This window comes from Archangium lipolyticum, from assembly GCF_024623785.1.
Classification (GTDB): Bacteria; Myxococcota; Myxococcia; order Myxococcales; family Myxococcaceae; genus Archangium; species Archangium lipolyticum.
Window position 1 is genome coordinate 417,069 of record NZ_JANKBZ010000004.1, and the last position, 15,792, is coordinate 432,860.

At 66.9% G+C, this 15,792-nt stretch carries 14 protein-coding genes; 5 read left to right on the forward strand and 9 right to left on the reverse strand.

Annotation, left to right across the window (positions count from 1 at the left end; genetic code table 11):
- Positions 1-167 precede the first annotated feature (167 nt).
- On the reverse strand, positions 168-1,460 hold the full coding sequence (locus NR810_RS12010) for a universal stress protein (RefSeq protein WP_257451551.1): 1,293 nt from the start codon (positions 1,458-1,460) through the stop codon (positions 168-170).
- Positions 1,461-1,738: 278 nt separating this feature from the next.
- Here NR810_RS12010 and NR810_RS12015 point away from each other — a divergent pair, with 278 nt between their 5' ends.
- Positions 1,739-2,188, forward strand: a complete 450-nt coding sequence (locus NR810_RS12015) for a thioredoxin family protein (protein WP_257451554.1) — start codon at positions 1,739-1,741, stop codon at positions 2,186-2,188.
- A 15-nt stretch (positions 2,189-2,203) separates the two neighbouring features.
- Here NR810_RS12015 and NR810_RS12020 read toward each other — a convergent pair whose 3' ends face one another.
- Positions 2,204-4,729, reverse strand: coding sequence for an alpha-amylase family glycosyl hydrolase (locus NR810_RS12020; RefSeq protein ID WP_257451566.1), 2,526 nt, complete (start codon positions 4,727-4,729; stop codon positions 2,204-2,206).
- Positions 4,730-4,839: 110 nt separating this feature from the next.
- Positions 4,840-5,964 carry an isoaspartyl peptidase/L-asparaginase family protein gene (locus NR810_RS12025; RefSeq protein ID WP_257451569.1) on the reverse strand — a complete coding sequence of 375 codons (1,125 nt, stop codon included), beginning with the start codon at positions 5,962-5,964 and terminating at the stop codon, positions 4,840-4,842.
- 291 nt (positions 5,965-6,255) lie between these two features.
- On the opposite strand from NR810_RS12025, the gene NR810_RS12030 reads away from it, so the two are divergent.
- Positions 6,256-6,723, forward strand: a complete 468-nt coding sequence (locus tag NR810_RS12030) for a hypothetical protein (RefSeq protein WP_257451572.1) — start codon at positions 6,256-6,258, stop codon at positions 6,721-6,723.
- Positions 6,724-6,805: 82 nt separating this feature from the next.
- Here NR810_RS12030 and NR810_RS12035 read toward each other — a convergent pair whose 3' ends face one another.
- The 3 genes from NR810_RS12035 to NR810_RS12045 all read right to left on the reverse strand — a co-directional run bounded on the left by NR810_RS12035 (position 6,806) and on the right by NR810_RS12045 (position 10,679).
- Positions 6,806-8,080, reverse strand: a complete 1,275-nt coding sequence (locus tag NR810_RS12035; protein ID WP_257451575.1) for a PQQ-dependent sugar dehydrogenase — start codon at positions 8,078-8,080, stop codon at positions 6,806-6,808.
- A gap of 165 nt (positions 8,081-8,245) precedes the next feature.
- On the reverse strand, positions 8,246-9,709 hold the full coding sequence (locus tag NR810_RS12040) for a patatin-like phospholipase family protein (RefSeq protein ID WP_257451586.1): 1,464 nt from the start codon (positions 9,707-9,709) through the stop codon (positions 8,246-8,248).
- Positions 9,710-9,881: 172 nt separating this feature from the next.
- Positions 9,882-10,679, reverse strand: coding sequence for a hypothetical protein (locus NR810_RS12045; protein ID WP_257451589.1), 798 nt, complete (start codon positions 10,677-10,679; stop codon positions 9,882-9,884).
- A gap of 282 nt (positions 10,680-10,961) precedes the next feature.
- Here NR810_RS12045 and NR810_RS12050 point away from each other — a divergent pair, with 282 nt between their 5' ends.
- From NR810_RS12050 to NR810_RS12060, 3 genes are all read left to right on the forward strand, one after another.
- The gene (locus tag NR810_RS12050) at positions 10,962-11,795 is read left to right on the forward strand and encodes a DUF3598 family protein (protein WP_257451591.1); all 834 of its coding nucleotides are present in this window, start codon (positions 10,962-10,964) and stop codon (positions 11,793-11,795) included.
- 516 nt (positions 11,796-12,311) lie between these two features.
- Positions 12,312-13,007: a hypothetical protein gene (locus NR810_RS12055; RefSeq protein ID WP_257451593.1), complete on the forward strand. Its 696-nt coding sequence runs from the start codon at positions 12,312-12,314 to the stop codon at positions 13,005-13,007.
- Between the two features lie 168 nt (positions 13,008-13,175).
- A complete protein-coding gene (locus NR810_RS12060; RefSeq protein ID WP_257451595.1) occupies positions 13,176-13,643 on the forward strand; it encodes a DUF4214 domain-containing protein in 468 nt (155 codons plus the stop codon).
- Positions 13,644-13,667: 24 nt separating this feature from the next.
- Here the strand turns inward: NR810_RS12060 and NR810_RS12065 are convergent, their stop codons facing one another.
- From NR810_RS12065 to NR810_RS12075, 3 genes are read right to left on the reverse strand one after another with little or no spacing between them, the layout of a single operon-like run.
- Entirely contained in the window at positions 13,668-15,050 is a 1,383-nt protein-coding gene (locus tag NR810_RS12065; RefSeq protein ID WP_257451598.1) for a hypothetical protein, read from the reverse strand.
- Between the two features lie 32 nt (positions 15,051-15,082).
- Positions 15,083-15,292 carry a hypothetical protein gene (locus NR810_RS12070; protein WP_257451600.1) on the reverse strand — a complete coding sequence of 70 codons (210 nt, stop codon included), beginning with the start codon at positions 15,290-15,292 and terminating at the stop codon, positions 15,083-15,085.
- Positions 15,289-15,663 carry a DUF962 domain-containing protein gene (locus NR810_RS12075; RefSeq protein WP_257451602.1) on the reverse strand — a complete coding sequence of 125 codons (375 nt, stop codon included), beginning with the start codon at positions 15,661-15,663 and terminating at the stop codon, positions 15,289-15,291. Before NR810_RS12075 ends, NR810_RS12070 begins: the two co-directional genes overlap by 4 nt.
- Positions 15,664-15,792: the final 129 nt, after the last annotated feature.

The following is a 15,792-nucleotide window of genomic DNA, read 5'->3' on the forward strand; positions in this document are numbered from 1 at the left end:
CCAGGCCACGGAAGCATCGAGCAGGCCGTGCACCCCCATCAGCCACGGCAGCAGGCAGGGGCGTTGCACGGCCTTCCTCGACGAGCCACACGGGCCCGCCGAGCCGCACCGCCGCCACACGCAGTCCACGTGCCGGGCGAGCGCGGCGGGGGCGGGCACACGCGTCCCTACGCCCTGGGCGGGCGCACCACCAGCACGGGCCGGTCGGCGCGCGTCATCACCTCCTGAGCCACCGAGCCCATCAGCGCCTTCTTCAGCCCAGAGATTCCATGCGCGCCCACGCAGATGACGTCCACGCTCAACCGCTCCGCCGTCTTGAGGATCGCCGTGGCCGAGCTCCCGTCCGACAGCACCAGCAGCTCCACCTTGCGCCCGTGGCCCTCCGCGTCCCGGGGCAGCAGTTGCTGGAGCCGCTGCTTCAGCTCCTGCTCCCGCTCCCGGTCCACCACCTTGTCACTCACATGCAACACGTGCACCGTGCCGCCCCCGGGCAGCAGCGAGAAGGCATGGGGAATGGCCTGGTTGCCCGTGTCCGAGAAGTCCGTGGCCACCAGCACCGAGCGCAGCGTGGGCACCACCCCCTCCACGGTCCGCTCCGTCATCACCGGCACGCTCACCACCGACATCTTCGCCAGCCGCAGCGCATGGTGCGACACACTCCACAGCTTGCCCAGCGCGCGCCGCTGGTGCGTGCCCACCACCACCACGTCCGCCTTCTCGTCCGCGGCGATCGCCACCAGGTGGTCCGCGATGCGCCCCAGGCCCGGCTCCAGCCGCACCCGCACCGGCTGGCCCTCCGCGTCCAGCGACGTCACCAGCGAGCGCACCTCCTGCTCCAGCGCGCGCGACAGCTCCGGCGTCACCTGCTGGAAGACCATCGGGTGCGGCAGGCCGAAGCGCTCGTACTCCTCGTTCGCCCAGTACACCCGCGCCGCCACCACCTCCACCGCGCCATACTTCCGCAGGCCCTTCACCCAGTCGCGCGCCACCATGTACGTCTGCGAGCGATCCACCCCCAGCATCACCTTCAACGGGCGCTCGCCCTTCACCCAGGCCTCGAAGGGCTCCGCGTCCCTCACCACCAGCAGCGGCACCGGCAGCGTCGTGGCCAGCCGGTCCACCGTGCCGCCCAGCCCCAGGAAGGGCGAGGCGCTCGTGGGCCCCGCCGTCACCACCAGCGACACGCCCTTCTCCTCCGCGAAGCGCGCCAGCTCCACCGCCGACTCACCCGTCAGCAGCTGGTGGCTCACCCGCGCGCCCAGCTTCTCCAACCGGCGCACCTCGTCGGTCAGCGCCGCCCTCGCCGTGTCCACCAGCGGCTGGCCGAAGGCCCTCGACAGGTCCCCCGGCAGCACGTGCACCAGGAAGAGGGGCTCGTCCATCTTCCGCGCGAGCTCCGCCGCGGCCGTGGCCGCTCGCTGCGCGGCGTCCGAGAAGTGGGTGGCACAGAGGATGGACATGGTATCGGCTCCAGAAGATTCGGGCCCTCGGGGGGCAGTGGGAACTCGGGTTCACTTCGTCGGCCGCCACTCTAGCCAGCGGCGGCCCCCGTGGGGGTGGAACGTGCAAGCGGCGCTCCACCCCTCCGTCCCCTCCCATCCCCCGTAAAAGCTGCGTTCCCGGGGAGGGCACTGCAAAGCCTGCGCGCCCGCCCCCAGAGCGCGCGAGCGGGCCGACCCGGCATCCATTCTGCGTGAACTGAATCGCTACCTTTCAACCAGGAGGCCTGGAGGTCCCCATGTTCCGATGCTCGTCCTGTGGTGCCTTCAACCGCGTGCCCGAGTCCCGTCCCCCTGGCCAGCCCACCTGTGGCCGTTGCCAGCGCCCGCTCGACCTGTCGGGCGCGCCGCAGGAGGTGGACGGGGAGGGGCTGTGGCGGGCGGTGAGGGCCTCGCCGGTGCCCGTCCTGTTGGACTTGTGGGCCCCCTGGTGTGGCCCGTGCCGCGCCGCGACGCCCATCCTCGCCGCCGTGGGCCGTGCCCAGGCGGGCCGGCTGCTCGTCCTCAAGCTGAACACCGATGAGAACCCGCAGGCCTCCGCTCAGCTCGGCGTGCGAGGCATTCCCACCTTCGTCGTCTTCTCGGGCGGCCGCGAGGTGGCGCGACGCAGCGGGTTGATGCCGCAACAGGAGCTGGAGCGCTGGGCCCTGGCCGGGGCCCAGGGCGGAGCACCCTGGGCCTCGGCGTGAGGGCGTCCGGCGGGCCTATTGGAGGATCAACGCACCGAACTCCGGCACGTCGAAAGACGTGCCCTTCGTGCCGGTGAGCAGGTCCGTGGCCTCCGACGGGCGGGAGATCTTCCGCGGCTCGGGCAGACGGTTCAAGACCACCGTCAGGGTCTTGCCGTCCTTCGAGAGGGTGTACTCGAACGTCTCGGCGGTGTTCTGGACCGTCTCGAACCGCGTGCGCGAGTCGGTGAAGAGCGCGTTCGCCTTCCGGATGGCGATGAGCTTCTTGTAGTAGTTGAAGAGGCTGTCCGGGTCATCCTTCTGGGCGGCCCACGAGTGCGGGTCATCCTCCGACATGTACTTGATGTAGGGGTACTCCGGATTGGGCGCCTTGCAGATCCCCACGGGGAGCCCGAGCTCCGCATTGGCGGCGTTCGTCCGGGCGAAGTCGATGTCCCACGACGACTGCTTGTCGCCGGTGAAGCTCACCTTCTGGAACCAGCTCATGGGCTCGCGGACGAACTCGCCGCGCTCCCAGCTCTCGTTGCCGAGGAACTTGTCCGCCTTGCCCTTCTTGCCGAACTCCTCGCCGTAATAGAGGACGGGCATCCCGGGCACCGTGAAGACGATGGTGGCCGCCTGCTTCTGCATCGCGAAGACCAGGCCTCCCGCGTCCTCGATGTCCGTCGCCGGCCGGTTCAGATCGTGGTTCGACAGGAAGCGCTCGAAGTAGTGGTTCGGATTGCCGCCGGCCGCCGTATCGCCGGCCGCCTGATGGAGAGCCTGGACGTACTTCACGAAGTCGGCATCGTCACCGACCTCCCCGCGCAGGAAGTTGCTGACGAGGCCTCGGAACGGGAAGTCGAACTGCGAATCCATGTCGCTGGCGTACGGAACCATGTTCCCGATGAGGCGCGGCTCGTCCCAGCGGTTCTCTCCGGCCAGGAGCACCGGGGGCGCACCCGCGGGCAGGGAGACGCCCTTCTTGACGAAGGAATTGAACTCCTTCCACCACACGTGCGTGCCGTGCGTGGCGAGCGCGATCCCATGGTTGTCGTCGAACTGATCGATGTGCTTCGAGGCGTCGAGGCGGAAGCCGTCCGCTCCGAGCGTGATCCAGAACTCGGCGATCTTCTTCATCTCGGCGCGCACTTCCGGGTTGCGGAAGTTGAGCTCCGGCATCGCCGCGCCGAAGATCTGGTGGTAGCACATATAGTTCTTGCAGGCCCACACGACGGCCGAGTCGTCCCAGGGGTGCTTGTCGGCCAGCATGTTCGAGTGCTCATCCGACCAGACGAACCAGTCGTGATACTTCGCGAACTGGGGATCCTTCGGATTCGAGCCCGCCACGAACCAGGGATTCACATCGGCGACGTGGTTCTGCACGAGGTCCAGGATGATGTGGATGCCCAGGGTGTCCGCGGCCGCCGTGAGGTCCGTGAAGTCCTTCCGCGTGCCGAGCACCGGGTCGATGTCATAGAAGTCGGTCGTGTCGTACCCATGGTAGCTCTTCGCCTTGAACACGGGCGTCATCCAGATCGCATCGACTCCGAGCTGCTTCAGATAGGGCAGCATGCTCTTGAGGCCCACGAGATCTCCCACGCCATCTCTCGTGGACGGGTCGATGCCACTCTCCCCGCTGGAGTCGGAGACCGCCTTGGGCGCGCCACCATCCGCGAACGTGCGGACGATGAGCTGATACATGATTCCCTTGCTCCCCCACGTCGCCCAGTCGGTCTCGTTGGAGATCGTCGGGAACTGGAGGGGCTGGAGCTCGAGCACGGGCGTCTCGTCGGTCAGTACCTCCGTCGCGGTCCGCAGGGTCGAGTGGACCTTGTAATAGACCGTCTTGCCCGGGGTGAGCCCGGTGATGAGCAGGCCCTTCTTGTTGATGTCGTCGGCCGCCGCCCACGTGACTTCCTGGTCCAGTGCGTCGCGAGCCGTCCCGTACCGCACCGAGCCCGACGAGCCCTCCGCCGCATGGAACATCAGACGGACGCCACCGTTGCCCAGGTCGATGAAGTCCTTCGCCCGGAGGACCTTGAACGCCGGCTTGCTCGAGGCGGGCTTCGTCGTCTGGACGGCCTGCCCCTGGGTGATCCAGCACTCGGCGATGTTCGGAGTGGCCGCGTCCTTGAAGAGGTCGGCGAAGCGCACGCTCGTCTCGATGTCCCTCTTGCAGTTGCCGCCCGAGCACTGGACGGGGATGACGCCCAACAAGGCCTCGTCCGAGTCCGCCGTCACGCTGACCTTCACGTCGGTATACGCGCCGAAGTCGTCCGTCTTGTCGAACATCCGCGGCGCCCCCCACTCGGGAGACGTGGAGCCGGCGCCCCAGAAGTGCACGCCCCACGTCTTGGGATCTCCACCTCCCTGGAGGCGGTAGTGGATCCGGATGAAGGGGGTCGTGTCGCCGGGCCCGGCATCCGTGCCCGTGCCGGCGTCGGAACTCGTGCCGGCGTCGGAACCGCCCGGGCGGGGGTCTTCGTGCGGGTCACAGCCGGCGAGCGAGAGCAGGCCGGCCAACAAGGGAGCCAATGAATAGCGAAGGTACCGGTGCACGTGTACTCCTGTTCCACGGTTGCGATGACGCGGATCGAACCTCGATCAGTGCCTCACAATCCGATGCAACGCGAATCCACGGCCCGTTTCAGGTGAGACCCCCCGCGTTGTCACTCCTCCTTGTCCTTGAAGATGGCGACGGAGGGAGTCCCCTCCGGTCCCATGTAGCCGCGGTACATGCCCGCCGAGTTGAAGGGCGTGGCGATGTTGCCCTGACTGTCCATGGCGATGACACCGCCCTCGCCACCGGCCTTCACCAGCACGTCCAGCACGACGTGGTTGGCGGCCTCGAGGACCGGCAGGTCCTGGTACTCGACGCGGGCGCAGATGTCGCGGGCCACGCCGTAGCGGATGAAGTACTCGCCGTGGCCGGTGGCGGAGACGGCGCAGCGCGGGTCGGCATAGGTGCCAGCGCCAATGATGGGTGCATCACCCACGCGGCCAAACCGCTTGTTCGTCATGCCACCGGTGGAGGTGCCCGCGGCGAGGTTGCCAGCCTGGTCGAGCGCCACCGCACCCACCGTGCCAAACTTGTGGTCGCTCCCGGCGGGTGTCTCGTAGAAGGTGGAGGGCCCCTGGGGCTGGCCCTGCTCGGGCGGCGCCTGCTGCTGCTTCTTCTCCGCCTCCAGGGCGCGCTGCAGGGCCTGCCAGCGCTCCTCCGTATAGAAGTAGCTCTCGGGCACGAGCTCCACGCCCTGCTGCTTCGCGAACTCCTCGGCGCCCTCGCCGATCATCATCACGTGCGGGGACTTCTCCATCACGGCCCTCGCGAGCGTGATGGGGTTCTTCACGTGACGCAGGCCCGCCACGGAACCAGCCTCGCGGGTGCGTCCGTTCATGATGGCGGCGTCGAGCTCGTTCTTCCCGTCATGCGTGAAGACGGCGCCCTTGCCCGCGTTGAAGAGGGGCGAGTCCTCCATGACGCGGATGGCCGCGGTGACGGCATCCAGGCTGGTGCCACCCTTCGCGAGGACGGAATGGCCCGCCTGGAGGGCCTCGGTGAGGACGGCGCGGACGGCCGCCTCGCGCTCGGCGGTGAGGGACTCGCGCTTGATGACGCCCGCGCCCCCGTGGATGACGATGCCCCAACGGGGGGCTTGCTTGGGAACGTCGTCATGGGAGCTCATACGCTTCTCATCCTCGCGTCGGGTGGTGAGGGCAGTGGAGCACCCGAGCGGCAGGAGCAGGGCCGTCAGGGCTGTGGCGGAGAGGGCACGGCGGAGCGGAACGGGCATGGGGCGAGGGTCTACTCCAACTCCCACCGCCGCACTCCTCCAAGTGGTGTCCTGTGTGAAGCTGCAAACCGGCCAGAGCGCTCACATCACCACGCAGTGCGGTCTCGACGTGCGGACACGTCAGCGCGGTCCGCTGACACGTCAACGCGGCCCGCCGACACGTCGGAAGCGCTCGGGTGCCGAGGCGCTGTCCCTTGGCCAGAGGAGACACAGCTCCAACGGCCGTATTGGCACACTCCCTGCTATGCGGCGGCTCGCGGTATCAAACACAACGCAGGAAAGAGAGAGTCCATGGTTTCGCTTCGTCACGTTGTCGGGCCGATGGCGGTGCTGGGTGTGTTGTTCCTGTTCTCCGGGGAGGCTCGGGCGCAGACCTCGTTCTTCACCGGGGGCCCGGCGATCACCAAGGAGCAGCAGGCCAGCGTGTTCGCCTACGTCAAGAACGCCTGGCAGGTGTCTGATGGCAAGACGGCGACGGATGTGGAGGTGCACCGTCAGTGGGCCCGGGGCCAGACCGAGGCGGTCCTGAAGGGGGAGATCGACCGTCTCGTCAATGTGACGCTGGGCAACATCCGCAAGATCGGCAAGGCCAGGCTGGTGGAGGTCTTCGCGAACCTCAAGCAGGGCGCGGCGATCGCGGCCAACAAGGAGGCGGGCCATACCCTGGCGGGCCATACGGGCTGGGCGAATGGACAGACCGAGGAGACGCTCCGCGGCGAGGTCGCCCGCATTGCCCTGGCAGGCGCCAAGGCGATCTAGCCCGGCCAGGGCACGGGCACAGGGAGGCGTCGAACGGAACGCCTCCCTTCACCCGGCTCCAACCAGGGAGTGACGTGGGACGTCAGCGCGGCGTGAGCTTGAGCAGCTTGCCGTCGGCGGCGTCGGTGAGCAGGTAGAGCGCGCCCTCGGGACCCTGCACCACCTCGCGCACGCGCGCCTTCAACTCCGTGAGCAGCCGCTCCTCGCCCACCACGCGGTCATTCCTCATCATGAGCCGCACCAGCGCCTGGCTGGCCAGTCCGCCGATGAAGACGTTGTTCCGCCACTCGGGGAAGAGGTCCCCGGTGTAGATGGTCATGCCCGACGGGGCGATCACCGGATCCCAGTAGTACACGGGCTGCTCCATGCCCTCGCCCTGGGGGCTCTGGTGGATGGGATTGCCGTTGTACTCCTCGCCGTAGCCGATGGTGGGCCAGCCGTAGTCCTTGCCGGACTCCGGCAGGTTGAGCTCGTCACCCCCGCGCGGCCCCATGTCCGCGATCCACAGCCGCTTCTGGCTGTCGAGCGCCGCCGCCAGGATGTTGCGGTGACCCACCGACCAGATCTCCGGCTTGGCCCCCGGGGTGTTCACGAAGGGGTTGTCCTGGGGCACCGAGCCATCGGGATTGATGCGGACCACCTTGCCGAAGTGGCTCTTCACGTCCCGCGCCTGGACCCGGCCCTCGAGGATGGAGCGCTCACCGAGGGTGACGAACAGCTTGTTGTCGGGGGTGAACACGAGCCGTCCGCCCGCGTGCAGGGTCGACTCGAGCGTGGGCATCATCCGGAAGATGACCTGCAGGCCCTCCACGCGAGGCTGCGCGCCGTCCACGAGCTTCGCGCGCGCGACCGCCAGGCCATTGCCACCCTGGCGCGGCTCGTAATAGGTCCAGTAGATGAGGCCGCTCTGGGCGTAGTCGGGACCGATCTCCACGTCGAGCAGACCGCCCTGCCCGCGGATATCCACGGGCGGCAGACCCGCGACGGCGGGGGACTTCGCGCCCTGCGGCGTGACGATGTAGAGCGAGCCGGTGGCCTTCTCCGTCACCAGCATGCGCTGGTCGGGCAGGAAGGCGATGGCCCAGGGATTCTTGAAGCCCGAGGCAATCTCGGTGACCTGGAAGGCCGTCTTCGTCTTGATGGCCGGGGCGCGCGTCTGACCGGGGAAGGCCGGGCTGAATTCGGGCACGTTGGGCGGCTCCGTATCGACCGGGGGTCCGCTGGGAAGGGGTTCCTCCGGGACGCCCGCGTCGCGGATGCCCGCGTCGGTGAGGGGCTCGCCCGTGGGATCCGGGGTCTGGTTGCTACAACCCCACAGGAGGGTGGCGAGGATGAAGGTCATCGACAACGTTCGCATGAAACTCTCTCCACGGCGGTGATGGTCAGCACAGGGGCGGTGAACGATGTGGGTTCAGCGTCCATGCGTGAGCAGGCTTGTATGCCTCCTCGCTGGTCAAATAACCTGGGAAGACACGATTTGCCATCAAGCCGTGTTTGCGCCCCTCCGTCCAGCCCTGGGAACTCAGTGGTAGGGCGTGGACTCGGGCTGGTCCGCCGCGAGCTCCTGGCTCGACACCGCGTGGGCATCCAGGAAGGCCCGGGTGTAACGCGCACCCGTCTCCACCAGGAAGTCGAAGTCGGCATCCATGAGGCGGAAGTCCGCCGTGCCGATGTAGTCGGTGTTGATCGGCACCGTGCGGTCCCGGTCCTCCTTCCGCAGATCCTTGCGCTGACTGGTGGTGAGGATGGTGTCGAGCAGGTTCGACATGAAGTCGCCCACGGAGAGGGTCTTGGTGCGGAAGCCTCCCGTCAAGCGGGTGGTGAGGTCGAGGTTGCGCGCATCCATGAACTTCTGGAGCTCCCCCATGTCCACGAAGCCATCTCCGCTCGCGTCGAGCTGCGTGAAGATGTCCTGCACGTGGGTCGAGCCAAAGAGGAGGACGGCGTCATCTCCCGAGAACTTGCCGCTCGTGAAGAGGTCCTGACACTCCTTCCGGCTGATCCGCCCGTCTCCGCTGCGCTCGACGTTCGCCAGGGCCTCCATGAGCCTGACGAAGGCGCTCTCCAGGGCCGCGATCCTGGCGTCCCGCTTCTGGATGACGACATCCCTCGCCTTGCGCGCCCGGGAGAGTTTGGTATCCGGGCGAGGCGGCGGGCTGGCGGCATCGGGGCACCAGGAGGACGTGATATCCCGGTCATCGGCACTGAACGCGGTGAACCCCAGCGTCGCCGGGTTGGGCGGAGAGAACGTCCTCGCCGGATCGGCGAGCTGCTCAATCTGAGAGAAGGGCTGCAGCCGGCGCAGGAAGGTGTCCTCGGGACGCATCGAGAGCCACCAACCATCGAAGGCGCGTAAGGGGTAGTTGAGGAGGACACCGCCGTCCGTGTAGAGGTCTTCCTCGTTCCAGGAATCAGTGCCCGTGCCGAGCGTCCGGAAGACCCGGTACGGCCGCATGAGCACCGGGAGGGACATGCTGATGGTGACGGCGACCCGCACCGGCATGTTCGGCGTCGTCTTGGGATGACAGTACTCGACGCTCATCCGGGACACGTTGGTGATCGGCACGCACAGCTCCCGGCCGGTCCGCTCGAGGAGCTGCGCGAAGGTCAAGTCCTTGGAGCCTGTCAGCGACGCGATATGCTCTCCGACGAACTCGAGCAGGCGCGCGCCAGGGTTCATCCCGAAAGAACGAAAGATATTGACGATTCCGCCGAGCATCCCCAGGCGCGCGTCGCGCATGAGCCAGGTGAAGTCGGTCGACTTCAAGATCCTGGCCATCTCCCGCGAGGAGAACCCCAGCGCGGTCCAGGTCGCGCACAGGCTCCCGACGCTCGCGCCCGCGACCCGCACGATGCGCTGGGGGTAGATGCCTTCCTCCTCGAGGACCCGCATGGCTCCACAGTATGCGACGCCCTTGACGCCCCCTCCCTCGAAGACGAGGTTCTGCCACGGCCACTTCGACGCTCCGCTCAGCTCCGGGCGCATAAAGGACTCCGTATTCGGGACGGTTTTCGGATCTCTGGTGATGCGAGAGATTAGCGCCTGCGCCCTGGAGCAGATTGGGGAATCGTGAGGGTTGTTTCCCGAGAGACACCACGCTGCATTTGTCAGGCATCCAACCCGGGGCCGCTCGTGAGGATGCATGCGCGTGTTGGACTCACTGCTCCAGCGATTGGGGCAACGGTTGTTTGGCGCTGAAGGCGGGCACGTAGCACTCGCCCTGGTACTCGTAGAGCTCCTCCGGGCACGGAGCCTTGAGCTTGTGAGGCATCCAGCAGGCGCCGATGAGCTCGACCTCGCTGTAGCGCTTGCAGGGAGGGAGCTTCTGCCCCTTGAAGGGTTTGCTCGGTAACGGGCGGGCGAGCACGGCTTCTCCGCCATCCGTGGTGTCCGTGAGCAAGCCGCTGGCGAAAGGGTCCGGGTTCCAGCCTGCCATGGGCCCCTCATGGCTCGTGGAATCGGGCGGGGTGCTCGCCAGGGGCTCGGAGCCGCTCGGCGGAGGGAACTCGGGGGCCAGACGCACCGGCGCGAAGAGCAGGGCGCACGCCGCGGCGGCACTCGCGAACGCCAGGCCCAGGCGCCACCAGCGGCGAGGCTCGCGGGTGTCGGGGAAGGCACGAGCCATGCGCCGCACGCCCTCGCGCACTCCCTCGAACAGGGCCATCAGCGCTTCCACCGAGTGCTTGTCAGGGGCCACGGACCAGGGAGACTCCTCCACCTCCAGGGCGATGTAGTCGCGTGAGGCCGAGGAGATGAGACGCACCCGCCAGTCTTTCGGCGGTGCCGCGCTCGCCTCTGTGGTGGGCTTGAGCACCAGGGCCGTGGCCCCGCTCGTCTCGTGCGTGGCCCGGTAGAGCTCTCCCTGGCTGATATCCGACTGCGGCACCTGCTCCTCGAGCTGGTAGGGCCCTACCTGTTCCTCCCGGCGCTCCTCGGGCTTCTGATCCTCGTCCATGCGTGCTCCTCGCTGCCTCCGTGCCAGCCGGAGGCCCGACGCGCTTGTTCGCATGCCAGCGAGCCCCGGCTCAAGGAGGTGTTCGGTGCGCTCAGAGGCGTCCTACCACACAGGTGCGCTCCCGACTTCCGTACGAAGCGTCCGTGGTCAGAGGCCGTCAGAGCGGCTGGTTGTATTCGAAGCCGTCACCGATGCCCGTGGTGGGGAGTGCCTCTCACCGTGGTATTTGAAATACGAACCCGGCGAAGGGCAACGTCAGCTCCAGAGCGCGGTGGCGAATCCATGACGAGTCACATCTTCCTTTCAGACCTGCAAGAGGTGATTGGGAAGCGATGGAGCGAGGACCAGTCGCCAGAACAAGCACGGGTTCTGGGGTTGGCGCGAGACGCCCTCTTCTTCGTTTACGATACCGGCCAACGGTACCGCTTCGAAGACTTCCGCAAGAGCCTCGACTCCAGCACTCGACTTGCAGCGGAATCGTCCCCTGTTCCTCAACGAGCCCTTGATAACGTCGAGCAGCTTCAAGGTGAGCGCGCGAGCCTGGAGGAGCGCCTGCGGAGAACGGAAGAGTTCTTCACGAAGCTCCGGGCCGAAGCCGATTCTGACCGGGAAGGAGAGTTGATCCAGGTCATCCTCGACGCGCTTTATTTCATCTCCTCGACCGAGCAGCACAGGGCCTTCGGTGAGTATCTCGAGCACGTGGAGGCCGGAGCACCTCCTTATATCATTGCCTCTTTCGGGACGAGGGAGGAGGCGGAAACCTGGCTCGGGAATCACCCCAATCCCCTCGACTTCGCCAACGTGCTGATCGCGAACCGCTACCACGACGTGTTGCATGATCGCGAAAGGGGAACCCGTCGCCTGCATCATAACCGGGATCTCGAGTACTACCTCGCGGAGCTCGCGCAAGAGCAGCCGCCCAACCCCGTCGCCTCCTTCTCCAACCTCGAGGATGCGGAAGCCTGGCTGAAAGCGCGGCCCGAGCCCGCCAGATGGGCCTGGGTGTCCATCGGCGGTGAGGACTACCTCGCGGCGTACTACCCCAATATCGGCCACCGAGCCCTCTACCCGCTCTCCATGGCCAAGGGGTACGAGGTGGAGCCCGAGGGATCATAGGAAGTTGCGCCAGGCTCAGAGCGCCTCGTTGAGCAGGCACGCTAGCCGGAGTCCCGCCCGCTTGAGCTGCCGCTCGACAATCCCCTGGTAGGTGCACTGCCCCCTGCACCGGCCCTCAACAAGGCCCCATTCCCCTTCTATACGCTCGGAAGGGGCGGCTCCTGATGACCGCCATCACAAACCCCTGGTTCATGCCACATGACTCCGGTCCATCCTGGGCGAGAAAGTGGTCCCCAGACAGCCTGGCGGGAAGAACCTACGTTCTTCTCGCTCGTCTTCCGGTCACCACTGTTCCTGATCATACTCTGCGTCACGACCTTCATGGCCTCCCTGCTCCTGCTGGAATACCCAGGACGTCTGGGTGATACCTTCTGGCGCACACGCGGGGTCTGGCTCTGGCACACACTTTTCGTGTCCTGGCCCGTGCTCCTGGTGCTCTCCCTCACCGCTTCCCTCAGAGACTTCAAGGGTGGCGACCATTCGGTCTGGCCAGGCACATCCAAGGAGAGGCTGGCGGTGGCGTTCTGTACCGCCTTCGTCGTCATCGGGGGAGCAATTCCCCCCATCTTCTTTCAAAGAACCCTGTCCGTCCTTCCCGCGAATCTGGATGCCATCACCCAGATGCCAGACACCGCCATGAAGAACTTCCTCATGAGCACTCTTGGGACGGCCATCCTGTTGCTGCGCTGCGTGGAGCTCTTTGGCGTTCACGTCCAGCTCATCGGGTGTCTATCGAAGTACCGGCCACGGGGTGAGGAGCCCGTCCAGTGCACCGAGGAAGAGGTGCTGCGGTATCTGCGACTCCGCTCTCAGTTGAGGCGGTCTCTTGGCTTCATCGCCGCCGTCATCAGCATGGCGCTCCTGCATGCGGGGACGTTCCGCGCTCTGCTCAACCAGGCACTTCCCGCTCAACCGGAGTTGCTCCCGGCGTCGTTCTTGATGGCCTACGGCATCTACTTCACCGGCGGACTGGCCTGCTGCTATCTCCCAGCCCACAAGACCCTGACAGACGTGGGAGAGGTGCTCGCGAACCAGCTCGTTCGGAGCTCGCTCGGCTCACGCGCGACCTGGAAGGAGTGGTCCGAGGAGCAGCAGGCCGTCCGTGCCTATCTGGGCCTGCAAGGATCGGCGCTCCAGGACCTTCAGCAGGCCATCGCCGTGCTGACGCCCCTCCTCGCGAGCATCTCCGCCCTGCTTCTCGGCCCGGGATGAGCAACCTCGAGCCGTCCATCCCCGACGCCCCGAAGAGCAGGGCCGAGGCCAACCAGGCCTTTCTCAAGCAGCTCTTCCTCGACCCCCTCAATGGCGGGTAGCGGATTTCCTGCATGATTTTCCACTTCGCAGGCTCCTGTTGACGAGTACCTCAACGGAGACCCACCCATGCACCGCTCTTGTGTCCGCTTGCTTCAAGTCCTCATCGCCGCCGCATCCCTCACGCCCGGCCTGGCTCTTGCCTGGAACGCCCTCGACGACAACTTCTTCTACGTGCAGACCATCTATTGGGATCTGCTCAACCGGGCGCCAACGCGCGATGAACTGTATGGCGGGTTCGATTACCTGGAGGCGTGCGGCAGCGACACCAGTTGCCAGAGAGCGAGACAGCTCTACATGGCGCAGAGCGTCTTCGATTCGCCCGAACACTACAACGCCCAGGGCCTGATCCCTGGCCATCCGCAGTTCCAGGAGGTCTATGTCTGGCGCTGCTATACCGGCTTCTTGAAGCGCCAGCCCGAGTCCACGGGGTTCAATTTCTGGCTCACCTACCTGCAGACCACCAACAACTACGGTGGGGTGATCAACGGGTTCCTCAACTCGACGGAGTATCGCGGCCACTTCGGGGATCCCTAGTCTCCAGGCGCGTGTCGCCAGTCGTCAGAACGAGGCGAAGCCCAGCACCGTCTCGTTGAACCACTCGTCGAGCGGCGTGTGGGTGAGGGGGCCATCCGTCGTGCCCCCGAACTGGAGCGTCCCGTCGGGGCGGAACGCCAGGTGAGTGACTTGGACGTGCCGGGTCCCCGTCAGCTCCAGGCGGCCGAGCTGCTCCCCGTTCTCATCTGTCTTCAGAAGCAAGCCCTTGCCAGGCTCGACCCAGCTGTTCGTGTCCACCTGGACGAAGTCCGTGGTGCCCGCGAAGTAGCAATGGCCACGTGCATCGACGCGGAAGTCATGGAGCCAATCCTCCCGCGAGATGTCGAGCGTCCGGTGGAGCGAGAGCGCACCGTCCTCCAGGCGTCCGCGCATCAGCACGAGGTCCCACTCCAGGGTGTCATTGGGGCGGTCGGACTTCAGGAGGTTCTCCATCGCGCCCAGGACCACCTCCCCCCGGTGGACGGCGAGGCCCGCGAGCTCCACCTCGTTCCCCTCCCGCCCGAAGGTCTGCGCGAGCTGGAACTGGCCGTCCTGCCCGAAGCGCTGGACGACGATGTCCCGGCGGCCACCCCTCCAGGGCAGCGCGCGCCCGAAGTGGAGACGGTAGGCCTCCGCCTGGCTCGAGAGCATGCTCCAAGCCACGAGGAGGTTCCCCTCCTCATCCCGTGCGAGCTGCTCCTGGTCCGAGTAAAGGAGCGCGTTCCAATAGTTGGCGGGCATGACCTGGGAGCTCCAGCGCGTCTGGAGCGCGGCATCCAGCCGGTACAGCTTCACCCCATGGGTCATCGCCATGAAGACGACCTCTTCACCGAGAACGACCGCGCGCAGGCGTACGTGCTTGGGAGAGGGCCACACATCCCGCGGGTCCGTGTCGGTCGAGATGGAGAGGACCTGCTGCTGGTCGAGGTCGTAGTAGAGCCGCTCTTCCGCGCGGCCCGCATCCTCGAAGAGGCGCTCCTTCGTGACGGCCCCTTCGGGGGAGAGACGGCGCAGCCGGAGACGATAGGTGGTGCGCGTCCCGGTGGCCTTCACGAGCTCGAAGAGGGTCACCTCGCCGCTGGGGTGCAGCACGAATCTCCAGGGGAGCACCCCCTCCTCCCGTTCCAGGGCGAACGCTCTCCGGCCGTCCGCCTCGTACACCTCGAGTGTCGTGACGGCGTCCAGGTCGGAGGAGTCTTTCGCCCTCTCACTTCGGAGCAGCCAGATGCGGCCCTTCGGGTCCGCCTCCAGTTGCAGGACTTCTCCACGGAAGGCATCTCCGGCCGGTCGGACCTGGACCGCCCCGGGCCAGCCCTCCCGCCGCGTCAGCAACACCTCATCCGGCGCGGGCCTCAGCGAGCGAGTCGTCTCCACCTCGGGAGTCGTGCAGCCCACCAGAACGCCCAAAAGTACTGCTCCCCAGCCGTGCATCCGATGTTTCACGGGCTTCCACCACCGTGTCTTCCCTTCGACAATGGCACGCGCACGCCGCGGCCGCCGCGTTTCACCCGCTCGCGGCTCAGCAGCCGGGTCATGTTGCCGCCGTAGACGTCCTGCCGCTCGGACTCGGTGAGCTTCAGCGCCGCGACCGTTCGATCCGTCTCCGGAGAGCACCCCCCCGGCCAGCCCCAGCTCGTAGACGGGCTCACCTGGGCTCTGTCCCCACCAGGGGGAGCCTCGCGGGCACATGGGCCCCCGCCATGGCGCGCGCCAGGTGCGGGCCGAGCTGGCCGGTGGCCATCAGCCCCGCCATGCGGAAGTCGGAGACGAGCGACCAGAGCGGGTACTTGAAGGTGGCCGGCCTGTTGTGCTCGATGGCGAAGTGGCTGAGCCACGCGAAGCCGTAGGCGGAGACCAACGCCCCCGGGACCAGCAGCCCTCGCCCGGTCACCACGGCGGCCACCGCGAGCCCCACGCCCAGGCAGGTGCCCACGAAGTGGAGCCACCGCGTGGACGGCCGCGAGTGCTCGCGCAGGTAGAACGGCCAGAATTCGGCATAGGTCTGGATGCGGTCGGACATCCCCCGAAGGTACGTCCAGCCCCCCTCCCCGGGTCAATCCCGCGACCTCGCGGGTTCTGCCTCCCCGCCTTCCCACCCGACACCGTCCACCGCGACGCGTAGCTCATCGGCCAGCTCGGACCGCAGCGC